Origin of the sequence: Aquimarina atlantica (genome assembly GCF_000626715.1) — a bacterium.
GTDB lineage: Bacteria > Bacteroidota > Bacteroidia > Flavobacteriales > Flavobacteriaceae > Aquimarina > Aquimarina atlantica.
Genome location: NZ_AQRA01000006.1, coordinates 147768 through 171425 on the forward strand (window position 1 = coordinate 147768; position 23658 = coordinate 171425).

The 23658-nt window shown below is 33.7% G+C and carries 19 protein-coding genes and 1 tRNA gene; all 20 read left to right on the plus strand.

The window, feature by feature from the left end; genetic code table 11:
* The first annotated feature begins 54 nt into the window (after positions 1-54).
* The 20 genes from tuf (at position 55) to ATO12_RS14365 (ending at position 23641) form a co-directional block, all read left to right on the plus strand.
* The gene (gene tuf, locus ATO12_RS14270) at positions 55-1242 is read left to right on the plus strand and encodes an elongation factor Tu (RefSeq protein ID WP_034242834.1); all 1188 of its coding nucleotides are present in this window, start codon (positions 55-57) and stop codon (positions 1240-1242) included.
* A gap of 58 nt (positions 1243-1300) precedes the next feature.
* A tRNA-Trp gene (locus ATO12_RS14275) sits at positions 1301-1373 on the plus strand.
* A gap of 102 nt (positions 1374-1475) precedes the next feature.
* Complete coding sequence (gene secE, locus ATO12_RS14280; RefSeq protein WP_025665926.1) at positions 1476-1673, plus strand: preprotein translocase subunit SecE; 198 nt, start codon at positions 1476-1478, stop codon at positions 1671-1673.
* A 9-nt stretch (positions 1674-1682) separates the two neighbouring features.
* Positions 1683-2237, plus strand: coding sequence for a transcription termination/antitermination protein NusG (nusG, locus tag ATO12_RS14285; RefSeq protein ID WP_024768887.1), 555 nt, complete (start codon positions 1683-1685; stop codon positions 2235-2237).
* A gap of 75 nt (positions 2238-2312) precedes the next feature.
* Positions 2313-2750, plus strand: a complete 438-nt coding sequence (gene rplK, locus ATO12_RS14290; protein WP_024768886.1) for a 50S ribosomal protein L11 — start codon at positions 2313-2315, stop codon at positions 2748-2750.
* 18 nt (positions 2751-2768) lie between these two features.
* Positions 2769-3464, plus strand: coding sequence for a 50S ribosomal protein L1 (rplA, locus tag ATO12_RS14295; RefSeq protein ID WP_034242835.1), 696 nt, complete (start codon positions 2769-2771; stop codon positions 3462-3464).
* A 15-nt stretch (positions 3465-3479) separates the two neighbouring features.
* A complete protein-coding gene (rplJ, locus tag ATO12_RS14300; RefSeq protein ID WP_034242836.1) occupies positions 3480-4001 on the plus strand; it encodes a 50S ribosomal protein L10 in 522 nt (173 codons plus the stop codon).
* 69 nt (positions 4002-4070) lie between these two features.
* Positions 4071-4448: a 50S ribosomal protein L7/L12 gene (gene rplL, locus ATO12_RS14305; protein ID WP_025665929.1), complete on the plus strand. Its 378-nt coding sequence runs from the start codon at positions 4071-4073 to the stop codon at positions 4446-4448.
* Between the two features lie 136 nt (positions 4449-4584).
* Complete coding sequence (rpoB, locus tag ATO12_RS14310) at positions 4585-8394, plus strand: DNA-directed RNA polymerase subunit beta (RefSeq protein WP_034242837.1); 3810 nt, start codon at positions 4585-4587, stop codon at positions 8392-8394.
* A 97-nt stretch (positions 8395-8491) separates the two neighbouring features.
* Positions 8492-12790, plus strand: coding sequence for a DNA-directed RNA polymerase subunit beta' (gene rpoC / locus ATO12_RS14315; RefSeq protein WP_034242838.1), 4299 nt, complete (start codon positions 8492-8494; stop codon positions 12788-12790).
* Positions 12791-12855: 65 nt separating this feature from the next.
* Complete coding sequence (locus ATO12_RS14320; protein ID WP_025665932.1) at positions 12856-13170, plus strand: DUF3467 domain-containing protein; 315 nt, start codon at positions 12856-12858, stop codon at positions 13168-13170.
* Positions 13171-13744: 574 nt separating this feature from the next.
* Positions 13745-14311 carry a hypothetical protein gene (locus ATO12_RS14325; protein WP_165583385.1) on the plus strand — a complete coding sequence of 189 codons (567 nt, stop codon included), beginning with the start codon at positions 13745-13747 and terminating at the stop codon, positions 14309-14311.
* A gap of 28 nt (positions 14312-14339) precedes the next feature.
* The gene (locus ATO12_RS14330; RefSeq protein WP_034242840.1) at positions 14340-14936 is read left to right on the plus strand and encodes an acyltransferase; all 597 of its coding nucleotides are present in this window, start codon (positions 14340-14342) and stop codon (positions 14934-14936) included.
* 81 nt (positions 14937-15017) lie between these two features.
* A complete protein-coding gene (locus ATO12_RS14335; protein WP_394331714.1) occupies positions 15018-15983 on the plus strand; it encodes a Gfo/Idh/MocA family protein in 966 nt (321 codons plus the stop codon).
* Between the two features lie 58 nt (positions 15984-16041).
* Positions 16042-17484: a lipopolysaccharide biosynthesis protein gene (locus ATO12_RS14340; protein WP_034242842.1), complete on the plus strand. Its 1443-nt coding sequence runs from the start codon at positions 16042-16044 to the stop codon at positions 17482-17484.
* A 19-nt stretch (positions 17485-17503) separates the two neighbouring features.
* Positions 17504-18334 carry an FkbM family methyltransferase gene (locus tag ATO12_RS14345; RefSeq protein ID WP_034242843.1) on the plus strand — a complete coding sequence of 277 codons (831 nt, stop codon included), beginning with the start codon at positions 17504-17506 and terminating at the stop codon, positions 18332-18334.
* Positions 18335-19426, plus strand: a complete 1092-nt coding sequence (locus ATO12_RS14350) for a glycosyltransferase (protein ID WP_034242844.1) — start codon at positions 18335-18337, stop codon at positions 19424-19426.
* Positions 19426-20835 (plus strand): glycosyltransferase family 39 protein, encoded by a 1410-nt coding sequence (locus ATO12_RS14355; protein WP_034242846.1) that lies wholly within the window; start codon positions 19426-19428, stop codon positions 20833-20835. Before ATO12_RS14350 ends, ATO12_RS14355 begins: the two co-directional genes overlap by 1 nt.
* A gap of 12 nt (positions 20836-20847) precedes the next feature.
* Positions 20848-22617, plus strand: a complete 1770-nt coding sequence (locus tag ATO12_RS24970; RefSeq protein ID WP_051575851.1) for an asparagine synthase-related protein — start codon at positions 20848-20850, stop codon at positions 22615-22617.
* Positions 22586-23641 (plus strand): ATP-grasp domain-containing protein, encoded by a 1056-nt coding sequence (locus ATO12_RS14365; protein WP_051575852.1) that lies wholly within the window; start codon positions 22586-22588, stop codon positions 23639-23641. The genes ATO12_RS24970 and ATO12_RS14365 overlap by 32 nt, the downstream gene beginning before the upstream one ends.
* Positions 23642-23658 lie beyond the last annotated feature (17 nt).

Consider the following 23658-nt stretch of genomic DNA (forward strand, 5'->3'; position numbering starts at 1 on the left):
GTTCAGAATTTTGAATTGAACACTAATATATAACTTAGATTAAATAAATTAATTATGGCAAAGGAAACTTTTGATCGTTCCAAACCGCACTTAAATATTGGTACTATTGGACACGTTGATCACGGTAAAACGACTTTAACTGCTGCGATTACTAAAGTATTGGCAGATGCAGGTCTTTCTGAAGCGAGAGATTTTGATCAAATCGATAATGCTCCAGAAGAAAAAGAAAGAGGTATTACTATTAATACATCTCATGTTGAGTACCAAACTGAGAATCGTCATTATGCACACGTTGATTGTCCAGGTCACGCCGATTATGTAAAGAACATGGTTACTGGTGCTGCACAAATGGACGGTGCGATCTTAGTAGTTGCTGCTACAGATGGTCCTATGCCACAAACTCGTGAACACATACTTTTAGGTCGTCAGGTAGGTATTCCTAGAATCGTTGTATTCCTTAATAAAGTGGATATGGTTGATGATGAGGAATTATTAGAACTTGTTGAGATGGAAGTTAGAGATCTTTTATCTTTCTACGAATATGATGGTGATAATGGTCCTGTAATTTCTGGTTCTGCACTTGGAGCTCTTAATGGAGAGCAAAAATGGGTTGATACAGTTTTAGAATTAATGAAAGCTGTAGATGCTTGGATCGAATTACCTAAGCGTGATGTAGATAAAGATTTCTTAATGCCGATTGAAGATGTATTCTCTATTACTGGTCGTGGTACTGTTGCTACAGGTCGTATAGAAACAGGAATCGCTAATACTGGAGATCCTGTAGAGATTATTGGTATGGGAGCTGAGAAATTAACTTCTACTATTACTGGTATCGAGATGTTCCGTCAAATCCTTGATAGAGGTGAGGCTGGAGATAACGCTGGTATCCTGTTAAGAGGTATTGAGAAAACTCAAATTTCTCGTGGTATGGTAATCACTAAGCCTGGTTCTGTAACTCCACATAAAAAATTCAAAGCTGAGGTGTATATCCTTAAGAAAGAAGAAGGTGGACGTCACACTCCATTCCATAATAACTACCGTCCTCAGTTTTATGTACGTACAACTGATGTAACAGGAAATATTGCTCTTCCTGATGGAGTTGAAATGGTAATGCCTGGTGATAACTTAACGATTACTGTTGAGTTAATTCAGACAATTGCAATGAATGTAGGTCTTCGTTTTGCGATCCGTGAAGGTGGTAGAACAGTAGGTGCTGGTCAAGTAACTGAAATTTTAGACTAATACAAGATAGTATATAAAAGTTAAGGTATTCGTTGATACGAATACCTTGACTTATGTTACGGGTTTAGCTCAGTTGGTAGAGCACTGGTCTCCAAAACCAGGTGTCGGGAGTTCGAGTCTCTCAACCCGTGCAAAGTCAATCAATATTGTATAGATGCAGTATCGATTGTTATAATAATGAGTTTTATAACGAAATTAAAATTTGTTTTTGATTCGTTTAAAAAATAAACAAGATGGCTGGACTAGTAAATTACATTGCAGAATCATATAATGAGCTAAAGAATCATGTGACTTGGACCCCTTGGGCAGAAGCACAAAGACTTACTTTGATTGTAATCGTTTTTTCGGTTATTTTTTCCTTAGTTATCTGGGGTATAGATACTGCATTTAGTAATGTGATAGAATATTATTTTACTTTAGTTAAATCTTAAATTTTTAAAATGGCTGAAGTGGATAATACGAAGAAATGGTACGTGGTAAGAGCGGTAAGCGGTCAGGAAAATAAAGTTAAAGACTATATCGAGCGAGAGATTGCTCATATGGGACTTGAAGATTATGTTTCTCAGATTCTTGTGCCTACAGAAAAAGTAGTACAGATTCGTAATGGGAAAAAAATAAATAAAGAAAGAGTGTATTTTCCCGGTTATGTTATGATAGAAGCTAACCTTTCTGGAGAAATACCACATATAATTAAATCTATTAATGGTGTAATAGGTTTTCTTGGCGAAGTAAAAGGAGGAGATCCTGTACCACTAAGAAAAGCAGAAATTAATAGAATGCTTGGTAAGGTTGATGAACTTGCAGTTAAAACTGATAATGTTGCTATTCCTTATACAGTAGGAGAGACAGTAAAAGTTATCGATGGACCATTTAACGGATTTAATGGTACTGTTGAAAAAGTAAACGAAGAGAAGCGTAAACTTGAAGTAATGGTTAAGATTTTCGGAAGAAAAACACCATTAGAATTGAGTTATATGCAAGTAGAAAAAATATAATAATTGTTACATTATAGATCCAGAGTTGTTCTTTTGCTTCCACTTATAGAACAATTCTAATTTAAAATTAGAAAAATGGCTAAAGAGATAGGTAAAGTAGTAAAATTACAAGTGCGTGGAGGAGCGGCAAACCCATCCCCACCAGTTGGACCTGCTTTAGGTGCTGCCGGAGTAAATATCATGGAATTCTGTAAGCAATTCAATGGTAGAACACAAGATAAAGCTGGTAAAGTATTACCAGTAGTAATTAATGTGTACACAGACAAGTCTTTTGATTTTGTTATCAAAACTCCACCAGCAGCTGTTCAGATACTGGAAGCAGCAAAACAGAAAAAAGGTTCTGGAGAGCCTAATCGTAAAAAAGTAGCTAGTGTTACTTGGGATCAAGTTCGTACAATCGCAGAAGATAAAATGCAGGATTTAAATGCATTTACTGTAGAGTCTGCTATGAAAATGATTGCTGGTACCGCTCGTTCAATGGGTGTAACTGTAAAAGGACAAGCTCCTTTTTAATCCAAAAACGTTTACAAAATGGCAAAAGTAACTAAAAAGCAAAAGGAAGCAAACGCTAAAGTTGATAAAAACAAAGCGTATTCATTAAATGAAGCTTCTGCTTTAGTAAAAGAAATAACAAACGTAAATTTTGATGCTTCTGTAGATCTTGCTGTTCGTCTGAACGTAGATCCACGTAAAGCAAATCAAATGGTACGTGGTGTGGTAACATTACCTCACGGAACAGGAAAAGATGTTAAAGTATTAGCATTAGTAACACCAGATAAAGAAGCCGAAGCAAAAGAAGCAGGTGCTGATTTTGTTGGTCTTGATGAATATCTTGATAAAATCAAAGGTGGATGGACAGATGTTGATGTAATCATCACTATGCCTAGCGTTATGGGAAAATTGGGACCATTAGGTAGAGTATTAGGACCTCGTGGATTAATGCCTAACCCAAAAACAGGAACAGTAACAATGGATGTTGCAAAAGCAGTTTCTGATGTAAAAGCAGGTAAGATTGATTTTAAAGTTGATAAAACCGGTATTGTTCATGCGGCAATAGGTAAATCTTCTTTCGATGCAGAGAAAATAGCTGGAAACGCTAAAGAATTATTAACAACATTGGTAAAGTTGAAGCCGCAGACTGCAAAAGGAGTATATATTAAATCAATATATATATCTTCTACCATGAGTCCTGGTGTAGAAATTGATGCTAAAAACTTTGCTGGGTAATTAAGATAAACGATTATGACAAGAGAAGAAAAATCACTAGTAATTGAAGACTTAACTGCTCAGTTAGCTGATAACGCTAATATCTATTTAGCAGATATTTCAGGATTGGATGCAGGAACAACTTCAAATTTACGTAGAGCTTGTTTTAAAGCTAATGTATCATTAAAAGTAGTTAAGAATACACTCCTTGCAAAAGCAATGGAGAATTCAGATAAAGATTTTGGAGAATTACCAACTACATTAAAAGGTAATACTTCTATTATGTTTGCTGAAGCCGGAAATGCACCAGCAAAGGTAATTAAAGAGTTTCGTAAGAAATCTGAAAAACCTTTGTTAAAAGGAGCATTTATAGAAGAGGCAGTATATGTAGGTGACGAAAACTTAGACGCTTTAGTTAATATTAAGTCTAAGGAAGAAGTTATCGGAGACATTATTGGTCTATTACAATCACCAGCTAAGAATGTTATTTCAGCATTAAAATCAAGCGGTGGTACTATAGCTGGTATTCTTAAAACGTTATCCGAAAAAGAAGGGTAATTAATAGTAGTGTACGCACTTTTTAACAATTATATTTCAATTAAAAAAAATTATTTAAAACGATAGAAAATGGCAGATTTAAAAGATTTCGCAGAACAATTAGTTAACTTAACAGTAAAAGAAGTTAATGAGTTAGCTGATATATTAAAAGAAGAATATGGTATCGAACCTGCTGCTGCTGCAGTAGCTGTAGCTGCTGGCGGTGGTGCTGGTGGAGGAGATGCTGCTGAAGAAAAAACAGAATTTGATGTAATCCTTAAGGCTGCAGGTGGTGCTAAACTAGCTGTTGTAAAACTTGTAAAAGAACTTACAGGTCTAGGTCTTAAAGATGCTAAAGGATTAGTTGATGAAGCTCCTAAAGCAATCAAAGAAGGAATATCTAAAGATGAAGCAGAAGCTCTTAAAGCACAATTAGAAGAGGCTGGAGCTGAGGTTGAGCTTAAATAAGCTTACCATATATTGACATATAGGTTTAGACCCATCATGCAATGATGCCTGATGAGGTCTAAACCATTTTGCGTATATAAACATTAAGTTGTACATACGCACCCTTTTTTAAATTTTAATTTAATTCCGTCCATTGATGTTAGCAACGCAAACTGAAAGATTGAATTTCTCTTCTGTAAAGAATAGACCTGATTATCCTGACTTCCTGGATATTCAGATCAAATCCTTCCAGGATTTCTTTCAACTAGAAACAAAATCTGAAGAAAGAGGAAACGAAGGTTTATACAATACCTTCATGGAAAACTTCCCGATTACAGATACTCGTAATCAATTTGTACTAGAATTTTTAGATTACTTTGTAGACCCTCCAAGATATGATCTGCAGGAGTGTATAGAAAGAGGTCTTACCTATAGTGTACCTTTAAAAGCCCGTCTAAAACTTTTCTGTACAGACCCAGAACACGAAGATTTTGAGACTATTGTTCAGGATGTGTACTTAGGTACAATTCCTTATATGACACCTAGTGGTACTTTTTGTATTAATGGGGCAGAGCGAGTAGTCGTATCTCAATTACACCGTTCACCGGGAGTATTCTTTGGACAATCATTCCATGCCAATGGAACTAAATTATATTCTGCAAGAGTAATTCCTTTTAAAGGTTCTTGGATAGAATTTGCTACCGATATCAATAGTGTAATGTACGCTTATATCGATAGAAAGAAAAAATTACCGGTAACTACGCTTTTCCGTGCAATTGGTTTTGAACGTGATAAAGATATTTTAGAAATATTTGATCTTGCAGAAGAAGTAAAAGTTTCTAAATCCGGATTGAAAAAAGTTTTAGGACGCAAATTAGCAGCACGTGTATTAAATACATGGCATGAAGATTTTGTGGATGAAGATACAGGAGAAGTAGTATCTATTGAGCGTAACGAGATCGTTTTAGATCGTGATACCATCTTAGATAAAGATCACCTTGAAGAGATTATCGAATCTGGAGCAAAAACCATTTTGCTTCATAAAGAAGATAATCAAAAAGGAGATTATGCAATTATTCACAATACTTTACAAAAAGATCCTACCAATTCTGAAAAAGAAGCGGTAGAACATATATACCGTCAATTACGTAATGCAGAACCGCCTGATGAAGAAACTGCAAGAGGTATTATTGACAAGTTATTCTTTTCTGATCAACGTTACAATCTTGGTGAAGTAGGTCGTTATAGAATGAATAAGAAATTGGGACTTGATATTGCAATGGATAAGCAAGTGCTTACCAAAGAAGATATTATTACCATTATAAAATACTTAATAGAATTAATTAACTCTAAAGCAGAAATTGATGATATCGATCACCTTTCTAACCGTCGTGTTAGAACGGTAGGAGAACAATTATCACAGCAGTTTGGAGTTGGTCTGGCACGTATGGCTCGTACCATTCGTGAACGTATGAATGTTAGAGATAATGAGGTTTTTACACCGATTGATTTGATCAATGCTAAAACACTATCATCTGTAATTAATTCGTTCTTTGGTACAAACCAGTTATCTCAGTTTATGGATCAAACCAATCCATTAGCAGAGATTACACATAAGCGTAGACTTTCGGCTCTTGGGCCAGGAGGTTTATCACGTGAGCGTGCAGGTTTTGAGGTACGTGATGTACACTATACACATTACGGTCGTCTATGTCCTATTGAGACTCCTGAAGGACCAAATATTGGTCTTATCTCTTCACTTTCTGTATTTGCAAAAGTGAATTCAATGGGATTCCTTGAAACTCCATATAGAAAAGTAGAAGAAGGAAAGGTTGATCTTTCTGGATATACATATCTAAGTGCAGAAGAGGAAGAAGAAAAATTAATAGCTCAGGCTAATATTCCTTTAAAAGAAGATGGTGCAATAGATTCTGATAAGGTAATTGCACGTATGGAAGGTGATTTCCCGGTAATTGACCCAACCAATGTTAATTATGCCGATGTTGCCCCTAATCAGATAGCATCTATTTCTGCATCTTTAATTCCGTTCTTAGAACATGATGATGCAAACCGTGCACTGATGGGATCAAACATGATGCGTCAGGCAGTACCATTATTAAGAGTTGATGCTCCTATTGTAGGAACAGGATTAGAACGTCAGGTAGCATCAGATTCCAGAGTATTGATTAATGCAGAAGGAGAAGGAGTTGTTGAGTACGTAGATGCACAAAAGATTACCATTAAATACGATAGAACCGAAGAGGAAAGAATGGTAAGCTTTGATGATGATTCTAAAACATATGAATTAATAAAATTCCGTAAAACGAATCAAGGTACCAATATAAACCTTAAACCGATCGTTAATGTTGGAGATCGTGTTAAAAAAGGTCAGGTATTGTGTCAGGGATATGCTACAGAAAAAGGAGAACTTGCTCTTGGTAGAAACATGAAAGTAGCCTTTATGCCTTGGAAAGGGTATAACTTTGAGGATGCGATTGTGATTTCTGAAAAAGTAGTACGAGAAGATATCTTTACTTCAATCCATATTGATGAATATTCTCTTGAGGTTAGAGATACCAAATTAGGTAATGAAGAATTAACTAATGATATTCCTAACGTTTCTGAAGAAGCTACCAAAGATCTTGATGAAAACGGAATGATTCGTGTTGGTGCAGAAATCAAACCGGGTGATATCCTTATCGGGAAAATTACTCCAAAAGGAGAAAGTGATCCTACTCCAGAAGAGAAACTATTAAGAGCAATCTTTGGAGATAAAGCAGGAGACGTTAAAGACGCTTCTTTAAAAGCTTCCCCTTCTTTACATGGTGTGGTAATTGATAAAAAATTATTTGCCCGCGCTATAAAGGATAAGAGAAAACGTTCTCAGGATAAAGAAGATATTGAGATTTTAGAAAGGTCATACGATACAAAATTCGAATTGCTAAAATCTGAATTAGTCGACAAGTTATTCGCTATTGTTGGTGGTAAAACTTCTCAAGGGGTTATGAATGACCTGGGAGAAGAAGTGCTTCCTAAAGGTAAAAAGTATACTCAGAAAATGCTTAATAGTGTTGATGATTATGCTCACCTTACTAAAGGAACATGGACTACCGATGATGCTTTAAATAGTATGGTTGCAGATCTTATCCATAACTATAAGATTAAAGAAAATGATTTACAAGGTAATCTTCGAAGAGAGAAATTTACAATCTCTGTAGGAGATGAGTTACCTTCAGGAATTATAAAACTTGCTAAAGTTTATATCGCTAAGAAACGTAAGCTAAAAGTAGGTGATAAAATGGCAGGTCGTCACGGTAACAAAGGTATTGTTGCTCGTATCGTAAGAGAAGAAGATATGCCATTCTTAGAAGACGGAACACCAGTTGATATTGTATTAAACCCACTTGGGGTACCATCTCGTATGAATATTGGTCAGATTTATGAAACAGTATTAGGATGGGCCGGACAAAAACTGAATAGAAAATTTGCTACTCCAATTTTTGATGGTGCGTCTCTAGATCAGATTAATGGATTTACAGATGAAGCAGGAATTCCAAGATTTGGACATACCTATCTTTATGATGGAGGTACGGGAGATCGTTTCCACCAGCCAGCAACCGTAGGTGTGATATACATGCTTAAGCTTGGTCACATGGTAGATGATAAAATGCATGCACGTTCTATTGGTCCTTACTCGTTGATTACTCAACAACCACTTGGTGGTAAGGCTCAATTTGGAGGTCAGCGTTTTGGAGAGATGGAAGTTTGGGCGCTAGAGGCTTATGGTGCTTCTGCAACCTTACGTGAGATATTGACGGTAAAATCTGATGATGTTATAGGAAGAGCTAAGACATACGAAAGTATTGTTAAAGGTGAGCCTATGCCAGAACCAGGATTACCAGAATCTTTTAATGTATTAATGCACGAATTAAAAGGTCTGGGTCTGGATATCAGATTAGAAGAATAGTAAATACTAATTCGTACCCTGAGCTAAGTCGAAGGGTACGAATGAAACATAAACTATTCAAAATTAAATTACAATAATTCTTTAGCAACCATATATTATGGCAAGAAATAATGATAAGAATACAGTAAAGAGATTTAATAAAATCTCTATAGGTTTAGCATCTCCTGAGTCAATTTTAGCGGCATCTCAAGGAGAAGTGTTAAAACCCGAAACTATCAATTATCGTACTCACAAACCCGAGCGTGATGGTTTGTTCTGTGAGCGTATTTTTGGACCTGTAAAGGACTTCGAATGTGCTTGTGGTAAATATAAAAGAATTCGTTACAAAGGTATTGTTTGTGATCGATGTGGAGTAGAGGTTACCGAAAAGAAAGTGCGAAGAGATCGTGTAGGACATATTAACTTAGTTGTTCCTGTGGCACACATCTGGTATTTCCGCTCTTTACCAAATAAAATAGGATATTTATTAGGACTTCCATCTAAGAAATTAGATATGATTATTTACTACGAGCGTTATGTAGTAATTCAGCCTGGTATTGCCAAAAATGAAGAAGGCGAAGCTGTTCAGAAAATGGATTTCCTTACAGAAGAAGAGTATTTAAATATTTTAGATAGCCTTCCTCAGGAAAATCTATATCTTGATGATACAGATCCTAATAAGTTCATCGCAAAGATGGGAGCAGAGTGCCTTATCGAGATTTTAAGAAGAATTGATCTTGATGCACTATCTTACGAACTAAGACATAAAGCAAATAACGAAACGTCTAAACAACGTAAAACTGAAGCATTAAAACGTCTTCAGGTTGTAGAGTCTTTCCGTGATGCAAATAAAAACAGAGAAAACAATCCAGAATGGATGGTTCTTAAAGTTGTACCGGTAATTCCACCAGAATTACGTCCTTTGGTACCACTTGATGGAGGTCGTTTTGCGACTTCAGATTTAAATGACCTGTACCGTCGTGTGATTATCCGTAATAATCGTTTGAAACGTTTAATGGAAATCAAAGCTCCAGAAGTTATTTTACGTAATGAAAAACGTATGCTTCAGGAATCTGTAGATTCATTATTTGATAATACACGTAAAGCTTCTGCTGTTAAAACAGATTCTAACAGACCATTAAAATCTTTATCCGATTCATTAAAAGGTAAGCAAGGACGTTTCCGTCAGAACTTACTTGGTAAACGTGTGGATTACTCAGCACGTTCTGTGATTGTTGTAGGACCAGAATTGAAATTATTCGAATGTGGTCTTCCAAAAAATATGGCAGCAGAACTTTATAAGCCATTTGTGATCAGAAAATTGATTGAGCGTGGTATTGTAAAAACAGTAAAATCTGCCAAGAAAATTATAGATAGAAAAGAGCCTGTAGTTTGGGATATCTTAGAGAATGTCTTAAAAGGACATCCGGTATTACTAAACCGTGCTCCTACGCTTCACCGTTTAGGTATCCAGGCTTTTCAGCCTAAACTTATCGAAGGTAAAGCGATACAGTTACATCCTTTGGTGTGTACCGCATTTAATGCCGATTTTGATGGGGATCAGATGGCAGTACATTTACCACTGGGGCCAGAAGCAATTTTAGAAGCTCAGTTGTTGATGTTAGCATCACACAACATTCTTAATCCTGCTAACGGATCACCTGTAACGGTTCCTTCTCAGGATATGGTCTTGGGTCTTTATTATATGACCAAGTCTCGTAGATCTACTCCAGAATTAGAAATAAAAGGAGAAGATTTAACGTTCTACTCTCCAGAAGAAGTAGTTATTGCTTATAATGAAAAGAGATTAGATATTAATGCGAATATCAAAGTTCGTACTAATGATATCGAAGAAGGAGAAGTAGTAACCAAAATCATAGAAACTACTGCTGGTAGGGTTTTATTTAATGAAAAAGTTCCGGAAAAAGCAGGATATATTAACGAAGTATTGACAAAAAAATCACTTCGAGATATTATCGGAGGTATTTTGAAAGTAACAAGTGTTCCTGAAACAGCAGAATTCTTAGATGAAATCAAAACCTTAGGATATAATTTTGCATTCCAGGGAGGATTATCATTTAGTTTAGGAGATATTATTATTCCTAAAGAGAAGCATACCATGATTGCAGATGCAAATGCTCAGGTAGACAATATTGTAGCAAACTATAATATGGGTCTTATTACTAATAATGAGCGTTATAATCAGGTAATTGATATTTGGACATCTACAAATGCTGAGTTGACAGAATTGTCTATGAAGCGTATTCGTGAAGATCAACAAGGGTTTAATTCGGTATATATGATGCTTGACTCTGGGGCAAGGGGATCTAAAGAACAGATTCGTCAGCTAACCGGAATGCGTGGATTGATGGCAAAACCGAAGAAAGCGAGTTCTGCTGGTGGAGAAATTATCGAAAACCCAATTCTTTCTAACTTTAAAGAAGGACTTTCTATTCTTGAGTACTTTATTTCTACTCACGGTGCACGTAAAGGTCTTGCAGATACCGCTCTTAAAACTGCGGATGCTGGATACCTTACACGTCGTCTAGTGGATGTTGCCCAGGACGTTATTGTTAATATAGAAGATTGTGGTACACTTAGAGGTGTAGAGGTAACTCCGTTAAAGAAGAATGAGGAAATTATAGAAGGACTTGCAGCTAGAATAGTGGGTAGAACATCATTGCAAGATGTTGTTGATCCTCTAACTCAAGAAGTATTAGCAGAAGCTGGTGTAGAAATTAGTGATGAAGTAGCTAAGATTATTGAGAATTCTCCTGTAGAATCTGTAGAAGTTCGTTCAGCACTTACTTGTGAAGCAAAGAAAGGAATTTGTGTAAAATGTTATGGTCGTAACCTTGCTACTGGTAAAACAGTACAGCGTGGTGAAGCCGTTGGTGTTGTAGCTGCTCAATCTATTGGAGAGCCTGGTACACAGCTTACATTACGTACATTCCACGTGGGAGGTATTGCAGGTAACATTTCTGAAGAAAACCAATTAAGATCTAAATTTGCTGGTAAAGCTGAAATTGAAGAACTTAAAACCGTTAAAGGAGAAGATGGAGAAGGTAATGAGATCGATGTAGTAATTTCTCGTACATCAGAAGTTAAGATTATTGATCCAAAAACTAAGATTGTTTTAAGTACAAACTTAATTCCTTATGGTTCTCAATTATTTATCCAGGATGGAGATAAAATTGATAAAGATCAGGTAATCTGTCAGTGGGATCCATATAATGGAGTAATTATCTCTGAATTTGCAGGTAAAGTAAGATATGAAAATATCGAGCAAGGTACTACCTACCAAGTAGAGATTGATGAACAAACTGGTTTCCAGGAAAAAGTAATTTCTGAATCACGTGATAAGAAAAAGATACCAACACTACATGTACTAGGAAGCGGAGATGAAGTGTTACGTTCTTATAACTTACCTGTTGGAGCTCACCTTATGGTAGACGATAATGATAAGATTAAGGTAGGTAAAATCTTGGTTAAGATTCCTCGTAAATCTGCCAAAGCTGGTGATATTACAGGAGGTCTTCCTAGAGTAACAGAATTATTCGAAGCACGTAATCCTTCTAACCCTGCTGTGGTTAGTGAAATCGATGGTGTAGTATCATTTGGAAAAATCAAACGTGGTAATCGAGAGATTATCGTAGAATCCAGAATAGGAGAAATTAAAAAGTATCTTGTAAAACTTTCTAATCAAATTCTTGTTCAGGAAAATGATTATGTTCGTGCAGGAATGCCATTATCAGATGGATCTACCACACCAGAAGATATTCTTAAAATCAAAGGCCCTTCTGCAGTACAGCAGTATTTGGTTAATGAAGTACAAGAAGTATATCGACTACAGGGTGTAAAAATTAATGATAAGCATTTTGAAGTAGTAGTACGTCAAATGATGCGTAAAGTAAGAATCCAGGATCCGGGAGATACTATTTTCCTTGAGAATCAGCTAGTACACAAATCTGATTTTATCGAAGAAAATGATGAGATCTTCGGAATGAAGGTTGTTGAAGATTCAGGAGATAGCGAAAACCTTAAAGAAGGACAGATTATTTCTCCTCGTGAGTTAAGAGATGAGAATTCGGCTTTACGTAGAGATGATAAAAACTTAGTTACTGCAAGAGACGTTTCTCCTGCAACAGCGACTCCAATACTACAAGGTATTACAAGAGCTTCGTTACAGACCAAGTCATTTATCTCTGCGGCGTCATTCCAGGAAACAACAAAAGTGTTAAACGAAGCTGCGGTAAGTGGTAAAGTTGATAGCCTTGAAGGTCTTAAAGAAAATGTGATTGTTGGACATAGAATACCAGCAGGAACAGGAATGAGAGACTATGAAAGTATCATTGTTGGTTCAAACGAAGAGTTTGAAGAACGAATGGAACAGCGACAAGAAGTTAATTATAACTAATATAAATAGCCTGCCTCTTTAGGCAGGCTTTTTTTTGATCAAACGATTCTAAAATAAAATTGAATATGGCAGATAATAAAAATCAGAAACAAAATCAATTGAATATAGAACTAGATGAAGATGTTGCAGATGGTACATATAGTAATCTTGCAATCATTAATCATTCAGTTTCAGAATTTGTAGTTGATTTTGTTAACATTATGCCGGGTAGACCTAAAAGTAAGGTGAAAAGTAGAATTATTTTAACTCCACAGCATGCCAAAAGATTATTAAAAGCTCTTAGTGATAATGTAAATAGATTTGAAGCTGCTCATGGAGAAATTAAAGATTATGAGCAAACACCAATCCCTATGAATTTTGGTCCTACAGGAGAGGCTTAGATAAGAACTATAATAATAAAAAACCGACTTAAATGCTATATTTTATGTAGCATTTAAGTCGGTTTTTTATTATACATGCTTCAGATTTCCTTATCTCAATAAAAATGAATTCAATATGTGTATAAGGTGTTGAATGCTAGTAAGATTATGGTTTCGTTTTTGATATTCTAGCAAAATAGAAGCCATTTCATTTTAAATATCATATTTATAAATAGTAAATTTTTAAAGGTCTGATACATAAACTTATATGGGCCTAAAATATATGAAATAACTATAGGCAGTTATATTTTTGCGGTAAAACAGTAATTGACTTAAAGAAAAATCTGCTAAATTTACATAAGAGATATCTAAATAAATCTTAAAAAAAGAAGCTAAATGGTTTATTATAGAGCTCATTACTCACATTTGTCAAATAAATTTATATAGTTCACGAGTAATTAAAAGTGTTTTAGAAGAATTTATAATAATTCTTGATTTGATTTACCCTGATCAAATGTATTAATCAATTTATAACCCCAAAAAATTGATTTGTATGATGAAAGAAACACATATATGGTGATCATAAAATATGATTTTGACACGACTTCTGTTGCTAGTCTTATTTGTTATAAATTTTTCTTTTGCTTATGCACAAGAAGAAGATCCTTGGGTTATTGGCTTGGGACTAAATGTTGTTGACAATTCTGGAAGTCGTTTTGATGAATTACTCAATATTGAAGATAATTGGAATCTATCTCGTTTATTAAAAATTACGGTAGAAAAAAGATTTGATTATGACTATGGAATTGAGCTATCAACATCAATCAATAAATTTCAGAGAGGCAAAAAAATAAACAGTGTTTTTAGTGTAGAAACCATCAATTATTTTGCAGTTGACTTAATGGTTAAAAACTATACTTCTAACTATTGGAACGATCCCAGACATGCAGGATATACAGGATATGTGATAGGAGGATGGGGTGGAAATTTTTTTAATGAAGTTATTAATAATACTCTAAATGTTGGCCTGGGGTTAAACATTAGACTAGGAGCATATATGTGGCTTAATTTTCAGACATTAGGAAAATTTTCTATAGACAATAACACCCCAGGAAATGCAAATCATTTACAACATTCTATTTCGGTTGTAATATGGTTATAAATGAGTTGATATAATTAAAATATAGTATATGAAACCAAATTATTATGTACATGAAACTGCCGTAATAGATGATGGGTGCGATATTGGTATCAATACCAAAATATGGCATTTTTCTCATATTATGACAGATTGTAGTATAGGTGAGCATTGTAATATTGGCCAAAATGTAGTAATCTCTCCACAAGTTATTATCGGAGATAATGTGAAAATACAGAATAATGTATCTGTATATACAGGTGTTACTTGCGAAGATGACGTGTTTCTGGGACCGTCTTGTGTATTTACCAATGTTGTAAATCCCAGAAGCGGTGTAAATAGAAGAGGGCAATATAGCAAAACAAACGTAGGTAAAGGAGCAACCATCGGTGCAAATGCAACCATAGTTTGCGGTCATGATATTGGTACATATGCTTTTATTGGTGCAGGAGCTGTTGTAACCAAGAATATAAAACCATATGCACTTGTGGTAGGAAATCCGGCAAAACAAATTGGCTGGATGAGCGAGTATGGGCATCGTTTAGAATTTGATAAAGAAGGTATTGCCGTTTGCCCCGAAAGCAATGAAAAATATAAATTAGATAATCAACAAGTTTTTAAAACACAACCTGTCAAAAAGGAATTTTGATTCCTAAAATGTACCCCTAGAATTCTTTACGATCAGATACGTGATTAAATATCTAAAAGTGTAATTAAAAAATACATGATGATGAAAAAAAACTTTGCATTGATTGGCGCAGCAGGTTATGTGGCTCCAAAACATCTTAAGGCTATTAAAGAAACAAATAATAATCTTCTGGCTGCACTAGATAAATTTGATAGTGTAGGAGTATTGGATAGTTATTTCCCAGATACTGATTTTTTTGTAGAATTTGAACGTTTCGACAGACATCTCGAAAAACTCAAAAGAAGAAAAGGGATTGTATTAGATTATGTAAGTATTTGTACGCCAAACTATCTACACGATGCCCATATAAGAATGGCGCTTCGCAGAGGGGCCAATGCAATCTGCGAGAAACCTCTCGTTTTGAATCCCTGGAACATAGAACCACTCATTGAGATTGAAGGAGAGTGCGAAAGAAAAGTAAATACAATTCTGCAGTTACGATTACACCATAGTATTGTAGCTCTTAAAAAAATGGTTGATGAAGGGCCCAAGGATAAAATATATGATATAGATCTTACCTACCTTACCTCTAGAGGGAGTTGGTATAATAGCTCCTGGAAAGGAGAAATTGGTAAATCAGGAGGAATTGCAACCAATATCGGAGTTCATTTTTTTGATATGCTACTTTGGATATTTGGAGGAGCAACAGAAAACATTGTACACAAACATGATCTTTATAATGCCTCTGGATATTTAGAACTAGAAAAAGCACGTGTGAGATGGTTTCTATCTATAGATTATAAAAATATACCAGAATCTGTTAAAATGAAAAACCAAAGGACATATCGTTCTATTCTTGTTGACGGAAAAGAAATTGAATTTAGCTCTGGCTTTACAGAATTACATACCAAAAGTTATATAGAGATTCTAAACAATAATGGTTTCGGATTGGTAGATGCAAAACCATCTATACAATTAGTGCATGATATTAGAAACGCAGAATTAAGCCCGTTAAGAGGAGAATATCACCCTTTTCTAAATAGGTCGAAAAAATTACAGTATACCTAATTTTTCAGTACAAGATTTGACTTTAAAATTTGGTTACTTTATATAAAAACAACTACTCGTGAGTATTTTGAAAAGAAAAACAACTATTGGATTAGTGTGGAGTAGTATTGATAAGTTTTCAACGTTAATGATACAATTCATTTTGGGTATTGTATTAGCAAGAATACTTATGCCAGAAGACTACGGCCTTATCGGAATGATAGCAATTTTTCTTGCAATATCTCAGTCCTTAGTAGATAGTGGGTTTTTTACAGCATTGGTACAGAAAAAAAATGTAAACAATAATGATTACTCTACAATATTTTTCTTTAATATCATTGTAGGTTTTATACTATATGGCATTTTATTTATTGGATCAGGTTTTATAGGAGATTTCTATGAAACACCAGTTCTTGTCGATATTATAAAAGTTATAGGAATCAATATTATAATCGTATCTACGACCATTGTTCATAGAGCATTTCTTACTACCAAAATTGATTTCAAAACATTGGCCATAATAAATATTGTATCTGCATTACTAGGAGGAATTGTAGGTGTTTACCTGGCGGTTAATGGATATGGTGTCTGGACCTTAGTGTATCAAACCATTGTAAGAAGCCTATCGATTGCAATCCTATTGTGGATCTTCAATCAATGGAAACCTAGTTTGATTTTTGATAAAGAATCTTTTAAGGACCTTTTTGGATTTGGCTCTAAACTAATGATTTCTGGATTACTTAAAATATTTTTTAAAAACATTTATCTTATTATAATCGGTAAAATCTATAAAGCAGAAGAACTGGGATATTTTACTAGGGCCACTTTATTTAAACAAATCCCAGAAACTCTGGTAACCACGATTCTTCAAAGTGTTACTTTTCCTGTTTTGGTAAAAGTAATAGAGGAAGACTCAAAAGTTAAGAATCTTTTAGAGCGAAGTGTCAAACTTACAGGTTTCCTATTATTTCCTATTATTACTGCACTTATATTTTATGCTAAGCCTATTATTTTGGTTTTAATTACAAGTAAATGGTTACCAACTGTTATTTTACTTCAGATATTATCATTAGAAATTATTTTTCATCCGTTACAATATATCAATCTTAATTTTCTGAATGCCAAAGGAAGGTCTGATTTATTCTTAAAATTAGAACTCGTAAAAAATGTGCTCACTATTGTTGCAATTTTGGTGACCTATAAGTTTGGATTGATTCCGTTAAGTATTGGATATGTTTTGGTTTCTTTTTTAGGGTTTTTTATTAACTCATATTATACCCAAAAGTATATTGATTACTCAGGTTTTGATCAATTAGTAGATCTTCTTCCGTACCTGTTAGTTAGTACAGTAGCTACAGGGATAGGTTTTTTTATTAGTGAAATATTTAGCAGCCATTTAATTCAACTCATCACAGGGGTAGGAATAAGTTTAGGGATATACTATGTACTATCCTATATGCTGAAGTTTAAAGAATTGATTGAAATTAAAAACCTTATTACTAACAAGATAACGATAAAGTAATATTAAAAAATCTAAAAAGATGAAACAAATCATAAAAAAAATAATATCAGGAATACTCAATGGTATTATGGCTTTGATTCCGGGAAAAAACCGTAAAGCATCTTTTTTAGGATGGATTAGTAGGATATTAGAAGACCCTAATAATCAAGTAGAATATGATGCAGATTATGATATGTATTGGTTAAAAAATGGAGAGCAATATCTTTATTTGGTACAACAGCCATATTTCAATTTTAGTAAAAAGAAACTTTATCGAAGCATTGAACGAATAGCTTGTCAATATTATACTCCTAAAAAAGGAGATGTAATTGTCGATATTGGAGCAGGAATAGGAACAGAAACGTTATTCTTTGATGAGAAAACAGAAAATGAAGGTAAAATATATTCTATCGAAGCGAGTAGGGCAAGTCATCAAAAACTTGTAGAATTATGTGCTAAAAACCAAATTAAGACTTCCGAAAATTTAAACCTGGCTATTACTGATAGTAATCAAAAATTGTGGATTGAAGAAACAAATAATTATCAAGTTGATTACATAAATAAAGAATCCAAAGGTATAGAAGTAGATGGGATCACATTAGATCATTTTGTAGAAGAAAACAATATAACAAATATTGATTTTCTTAAGGTTAATATAGAAGGATCCGAACTACAAATGATAGAAGGTATGGAAAATGCAATCAAGATTACTAAGAATGTTGCCATCTCCTGTCATGATTTTCTTTTTGATGATGACCGGCAGATTAAGATTAAAATGTCAAAATTCTTAAAAGCTAATAATTTTCAGGTTTCCTATAATCAAACGGGACATCAGATAATAGACAGCTGGATATATGGAAAACAGCTATAGATGAAAATTGTACATGTCATATCATCCCTGGATATTGGAGGAGCAGAAAATTTTGTTGTTCAACTTGCCAATGAACAATCAAAATCAGATAATGTGTCTATCATTGCTTTAAGAATAACAGATCCCAATAAAAATTATATTGATAAAATAAAAAAAGGAGTTCATCTACACCAATTGGGTTGGACCAAAAAGTATAGTATAAAACAATTTATTAATCTATACATTCTCTTGGGTAAATTAGCTCCCAAAACCATTTTTGTACACTTACATAATCCGTTATATTATGTTTACGGAATCTCAATATTAAAACCTAAAATATCGTACGTACATACCATTCATAGTAGTTTCGAAAATTGGAAATTAGTACTTGGGTATTTAAATAAACTTCGTTTTTTAAACAATAGAATTTTACATGTATGTGTTGCCCCAACTATTTATAAGGATCTCAAGAAAAATTTACCAAAACTGAAGTCAACAGTTATACCTAACGGAATAAAAAGCCATTACCCAGAAAGAGCAGCAAGCGAAATAAAGACATTTTGGAATAGTTTTTCAATACAACCACAAGAAGGGCAACGTTTTCTGGCAATAGGAAATATAAATCGCCATAAAAATTATAAACTATTATCCTTAAGTTTTGGAGAGGTCTATACAAAATATCCAGGGGCTATGTGTATTCAGATAGGACGTGAGACAGATATGATTCTGGTTGACGAACTGAAAAGAATTAACACTCCCAATGTATTCTTAGCAGGACCCAAAAAAAGTGCAGCAGACTTTTTGCTAGATGCAGATGCCTTGATTGTAAGCTCTGCCCAGGAAGGTATGCCTATCGTAATTCTAGAAGCTTTATCAATGGGTGTTCCTATAATTAGTACTCCGGCAGGAGGAATTAAAGATATTATTATAGATGGTTATAATGGATTTCTTATCGAGGATTTTGAAGTGCCCTCATTAACATCAGCTATTCTAAAATTTATTGAATTATCACAGGCTGATAAAAAAATAATGGCCGCTAATGCCAAATCATGTTTTGAAGACTGTTACGAAATACAAAAGGTAAATCAATCTTATCAAAGTAAATCTGCATAATGTACTGGACAAAGAGAAATACTAATGTTATCATGTTTTTTACAGTAGGAATACTGTTACTACATGTAGTGATATTTCCAGACTACATCATGCCATTGCCTATTCTGTTTGCTGGTTTTGGAACCATTATTCTTTTTGCTACGGGTTTGCAATATTATTCTCACTCCTGGGAAAAGAAAGATAATTTTATACAAAGAATTTTCCTTCACAGTTTTATATATCGCCTCATTTCAATAGGAATCCTATATCTACTTACCATGCTCTATGATCCAGCAAACTTACCGATGGAAATAGCAGCATCAGATTCCTGGAGCTATCATTATTCTGGATCAATAGTAGCAGATGCAATAGAAGATGGAAGACATATATTTGGTGCATTATCCGGTTTTTGGAAAAATGAATCTGATTATGGATTCTCTATTATTATCGGTTTTTTCTATTTCATTTTTGGAAAGAATATTTTAATTATAAAAATTTTCAATGCAGTACTGGGTAGTATCACGGTGATAAGAATTTATCAAATAACCAGAATTTCTTATGATGAAAAAAGAGCTCGTATGGCAGGAATCATTACAATGTTAATGCCAGCATTGTTATGGTTTACAGGTTTTTTGTTAAAAGAAACATTAATGATATTTCTGATTGTAAATATTGCTTATCTAACACAATTAATCATCATACAAAGAAAATTTAGAGTCCTATATTCATTACTTATTCTACTTCAGTTCGGGATACTTTTTTATTTCAGAGTAATATTAGCTCCCTTACTAATCTTTTGTGTACTAATACAGATTCTGTTCTATAAAACGTCTAATAAAAATTATAAAATGTCGGCTGTATTTATTTCAATACTGTTTATCGTCGGAAGTTTTTTTGTAATGAAAAAATTGGGAATGGATAAGCATGTAGAGATAGCAATAGAAGCAAGTAAAGATCAATTTGGGAATGAGTTAAGTAATACTTCTAAACAGAGAGGAATAAATTATACAGCGGCTCTTGTAAGTCCGCTTTTAATTGCAGGAGCAATCATTACTCCTTTTCCTTCATTATTAGATTTTGAGGAGGCACAATTAGGGATTTACTCACATTTTCAGAATGAAATTGTAAGAAATTGCCTATACTTTTTTGTATTTCTAGGATTGTATAATGCTTATAAAACCAAAAATAGAAAAGTCATTTTTGTTGGAGGATTTTCTATACTATATATTATAATTCTTGCTGCATCCGGAATATCATTTCAGGATCGATTTCAAATACTATCGCTGCCATTTTTAATCATTTTTATGGCAGATGGTATTGCTACAAAATATCCCAAACGTAATCAGCATTGGTTAAGCTATCTAACATTCATTTTTGCAGCAATATTGATGTGGAATTTATTTAAACTATCAAATCGCGGACTATTATAAACAGGAAAAGCTATGAGTGACTTTATACTATTTCATAAAAAGCTGATATCTAAATCAGAGAAAAAAAAATTACTCAGGTTAACCTCTAACTGGTATTTGTCATTTACCAGTACAAGCTTTTTTGAATATAATATTGGAAAATTTAAAGTAATAGTTGTTGGCGATTATATAGGTTCTATCGAAGAAGTTTTTAGTGTTAATGATTATGAAATTGCTAAGCTTAAGGGGCATTTTTATGCTATTGTAGCCAAAGAGAATTCTATAAAAATATACAATAGTTTCTTTAGCATGCTACCAATTTATTATACAGAGAATGATTGCTTAATATCATCATCACTACAGTTAATTAAAGAGCACCTTACTACAAAACCAGAAATAGATAAAAAGTTTATTTTAGAAAACCTTTTGTTTAACTATGGCTTTTTTAATAGGACGTTATATAAAAATATCAACTTGCTTCCCTGTCATTCTTTTATTACTTTAAAAAATGATAAAATTACGGTTACCAAACATTTTGATATTTCCAGCTTGTTTGTTCCGTATCCAAAAGGAGGTAAAAAAACGGTAGATCAGTTAAGTAATCTATTCATAGAGACCGCAAAACAATATTTTCCGAAAGAAGAATTTGATATTGCATTTACAAGTGGTTTCGACGGAAGAACGCTAGTGAGTTGTGCTACATATCATCATCAAAAATTTAGGACATTTTCTTTTGGTAAGCTAGGAAATGATGATGTAAGTATCCCTTTGGCTAATGCTAAAACTCTAAAAATACCGTATCAATATTTTGACCTTGGGGCAACCGAATATATAGCATTAGAATATTATCAAAATGCACTAGAATATACCACATCGGGTTATCTGGGGAATGGATTTTTATACCCTCATTTTTTATACAGTACAAAAAAGGTTTCAGAAAACTCAAAATATTTGCTGTCTGGAGCAGGAGGAAGCGAATTGTTTAGAGCATTACATTCTGCCGGTGCAGTCACTTCAGAAACATTGACAAATATCTTTAGAATACAAAACGAAGAAGAATTAGCAGACATTATAAAGAATGCAGAACCTCTTCGCGTTTTAAATTCATCTGCATTTACTGTAGCATTAGACGAACTTATCGAGGAAATTATAGAATACAAAAAATCTCTTCCTCAGGATATAACAAGGAATCAACAATTTTACATTTTTGTATTCGAAGAAATCTTTAGAAAATTCTTTGGGCAGTGGATCACGCTACAGCAAAAATACGTTTCGGTTAGAACACCATTTCTTGATTATAATTTTGTGAAAACATTGCTTACTACGAAGTATGGAGGAGCTAATAATGACTTTTTTACAGATAATCCTATAAAAAGAATGAAAGGTCAATACCTGTATACCGATATCATAAAGAAGACGAATCAACAGATTTATACCCAGATAACAGGAAAAGGATATCGCCCTATAGATGTGAGAGATCCTAAGTATATTCATAATATTATTCTTCCGTTTTTAAAGAAAAAACTACTTAAAAAAGTTACAAAAACCAATTTAGACAATCTGGGTATTATTTCTGGGGTCAAAGCAAATGAGAAAGAATTACGTTTGATCATAAATAGCGATCAATCACTTTTTGATAATACACAATTAAATACAATGTTTACTGATTTATCTCCCTATACACCAGAAAAATACCGAGATACATTATTAATGTCTTTATCGATACTACACAATATGTCTAATCATTCTATTTCACCAAAAATACACACCTATGAAGTCTATAATAGTATTAATGGATTATAAAGCAAAATTTGGATCTAAACATTTTGATACTCCTTATCGTAGTGGGATGGATAAAGATAAGCTATCCGACTATTTTTATGATATGGGATTTCGGTTGTCGTATACCTATTTCAATGAAATTAACCTGAATGAGAATACTTTTAAAGGTAAAGATGTGATCTATACTTCTTCAGAAGATATTGGGTATAAGTATAAATCCTATATAGAAGATATGATATATGCATTAGAATTATCTGGCGCAAATGTAATTCCTGCGTACAAGCACTTAAGAGCTAATAATAATAAAGTTTTTATGGAGCTTATGAGACATTTCGAAGACTTGACAAATAATATTAATGCGCAGGTTTATGGTTCTATGAAAGATCTTTTGATGCATTTGGATAAGATCACTTATCCTGTTGTTTTTAAAACTTCTGAAGGTGCCTCGGGAACGGGAGTTTGCCTAATAAAATCTGAAAGAGAATTAATCACTAGAGTCAAGCAAATAAATCAGCGTAATTATCGTAGTGACTTAAAAGATTACGGAAGATCTCTCAAACATAAAGGATACATAAGAGAATCTCTATACAGGCAAAAATTTATACTACAAGATTTTATACCAAATCTGCAGAACGATTGGAAAATCTACATTTTTGGAGAAAAATTATATGTATTTAAAAGACCATTATTAAAAGGACGTGGTATTAAAGCCAGTGGTGGTGGATATGATAATTATTTCTATGGATTAGAAGCCGAAGCACCCGATGGCCTTTTTGATTTTGCACAGGAAATCTATACAAAAATGAATGTCCCTCATATCTCTATTGATATCGTATTTGATGGAAGCGAATTTTATCTAATTGAGTTTCAGTCCCTCTATTTTGGCACAGCAGGAATTCCTTATTCTGAAGGATATTTTACCAATAAAAATGACAACTGGGAATTTGTAACCAAAAAACTAGAAGTAGAGAAAGTATATGCAGATAGTATCGTGCAATATTTAGAGAATAAGAATGTAAAAACAGAACCGATATATCACAGCTAATAATTAAACAATAATCT

Bases quoted from the DNA above. Each gene is read 5' to 3' on its own strand.
- tuf (WP_034242834.1), top strand. From the start codon at position 55: ATGGCAAAGGAAACTTTTGATCGTTCCAAACCGCACTTAAATATTGGT.
- secE (WP_025665926.1), top strand. From the start codon at position 1,476: ATGGCTGGACTAGTAAATTACATTGCAGAATCATATAATGAGCTAAAG.
- nusG (WP_024768887.1), top strand. From the start codon at position 1,683: ATGGCTGAAGTGGATAATACGAAGAAATGGTACGTGGTAAGAGCGGTA.
- rplK (WP_024768886.1), top strand. From the start codon at position 2,313: ATGGCTAAAGAGATAGGTAAAGTAGTAAAATTACAAGTGCGTGGAGGA.
- rplA (WP_034242835.1), top strand. From the start codon at position 2,769: ATGGCAAAAGTAACTAAAAAGCAAAAGGAAGCAAACGCTAAAGTTGAT.
- rplJ (WP_034242836.1), top strand. From the start codon at position 3,480: ATGACAAGAGAAGAAAAATCACTAGTAATTGAAGACTTAACTGCTCAG.
- rplL (WP_025665929.1), top strand. From the start codon at position 4,071: ATGGCAGATTTAAAAGATTTCGCAGAACAATTAGTTAACTTAACAGTA.
- rpoB (WP_034242837.1), top strand. From the start codon at position 4,585: ATGTTAGCAACGCAAACTGAAAGATTGAATTTCTCTTCTGTAAAGAAT.
- rpoC (WP_034242838.1), top strand. From the start codon at position 8,492: ATGGCAAGAAATAATGATAAGAATACAGTAAAGAGATTTAATAAAATC.
- ATO12_RS14320 (WP_025665932.1), top strand. From the start codon at position 12,856: ATGGCAGATAATAAAAATCAGAAACAAAATCAATTGAATATAGAACTA.
- ATO12_RS14330 (WP_034242840.1), top strand. From the start codon at position 14,340: ATGAAACCAAATTATTATGTACATGAAACTGCCGTAATAGATGATGGG.
- ATO12_RS14335 (WP_394331714.1), top strand. From the start codon at position 15,018: ATGAAAAAAAACTTTGCATTGATTGGCGCAGCAGGTTATGTGGCTCCA.
- ATO12_RS14345 (WP_034242843.1), top strand. From the start codon at position 17,504: ATGAAACAAATCATAAAAAAAATAATATCAGGAATACTCAATGGTATT.
- ATO12_RS14350 (WP_034242844.1), top strand. From the start codon at position 18,335: ATGAAAATTGTACATGTCATATCATCCCTGGATATTGGAGGAGCAGAA.
- ATO12_RS14355 (WP_034242846.1), top strand. From the start codon at position 19,426: ATGTACTGGACAAAGAGAAATACTAATGTTATCATGTTTTTTACAGTA.
- ATO12_RS24970 (WP_051575851.1), top strand. From the start codon at position 20,848: ATGAGTGACTTTATACTATTTCATAAAAAGCTGATATCTAAATCAGAG.
- ATO12_RS14365 (WP_051575852.1), top strand. From the start codon at position 22,586: ATGAAGTCTATAATAGTATTAATGGATTATAAAGCAAAATTTGGATCT.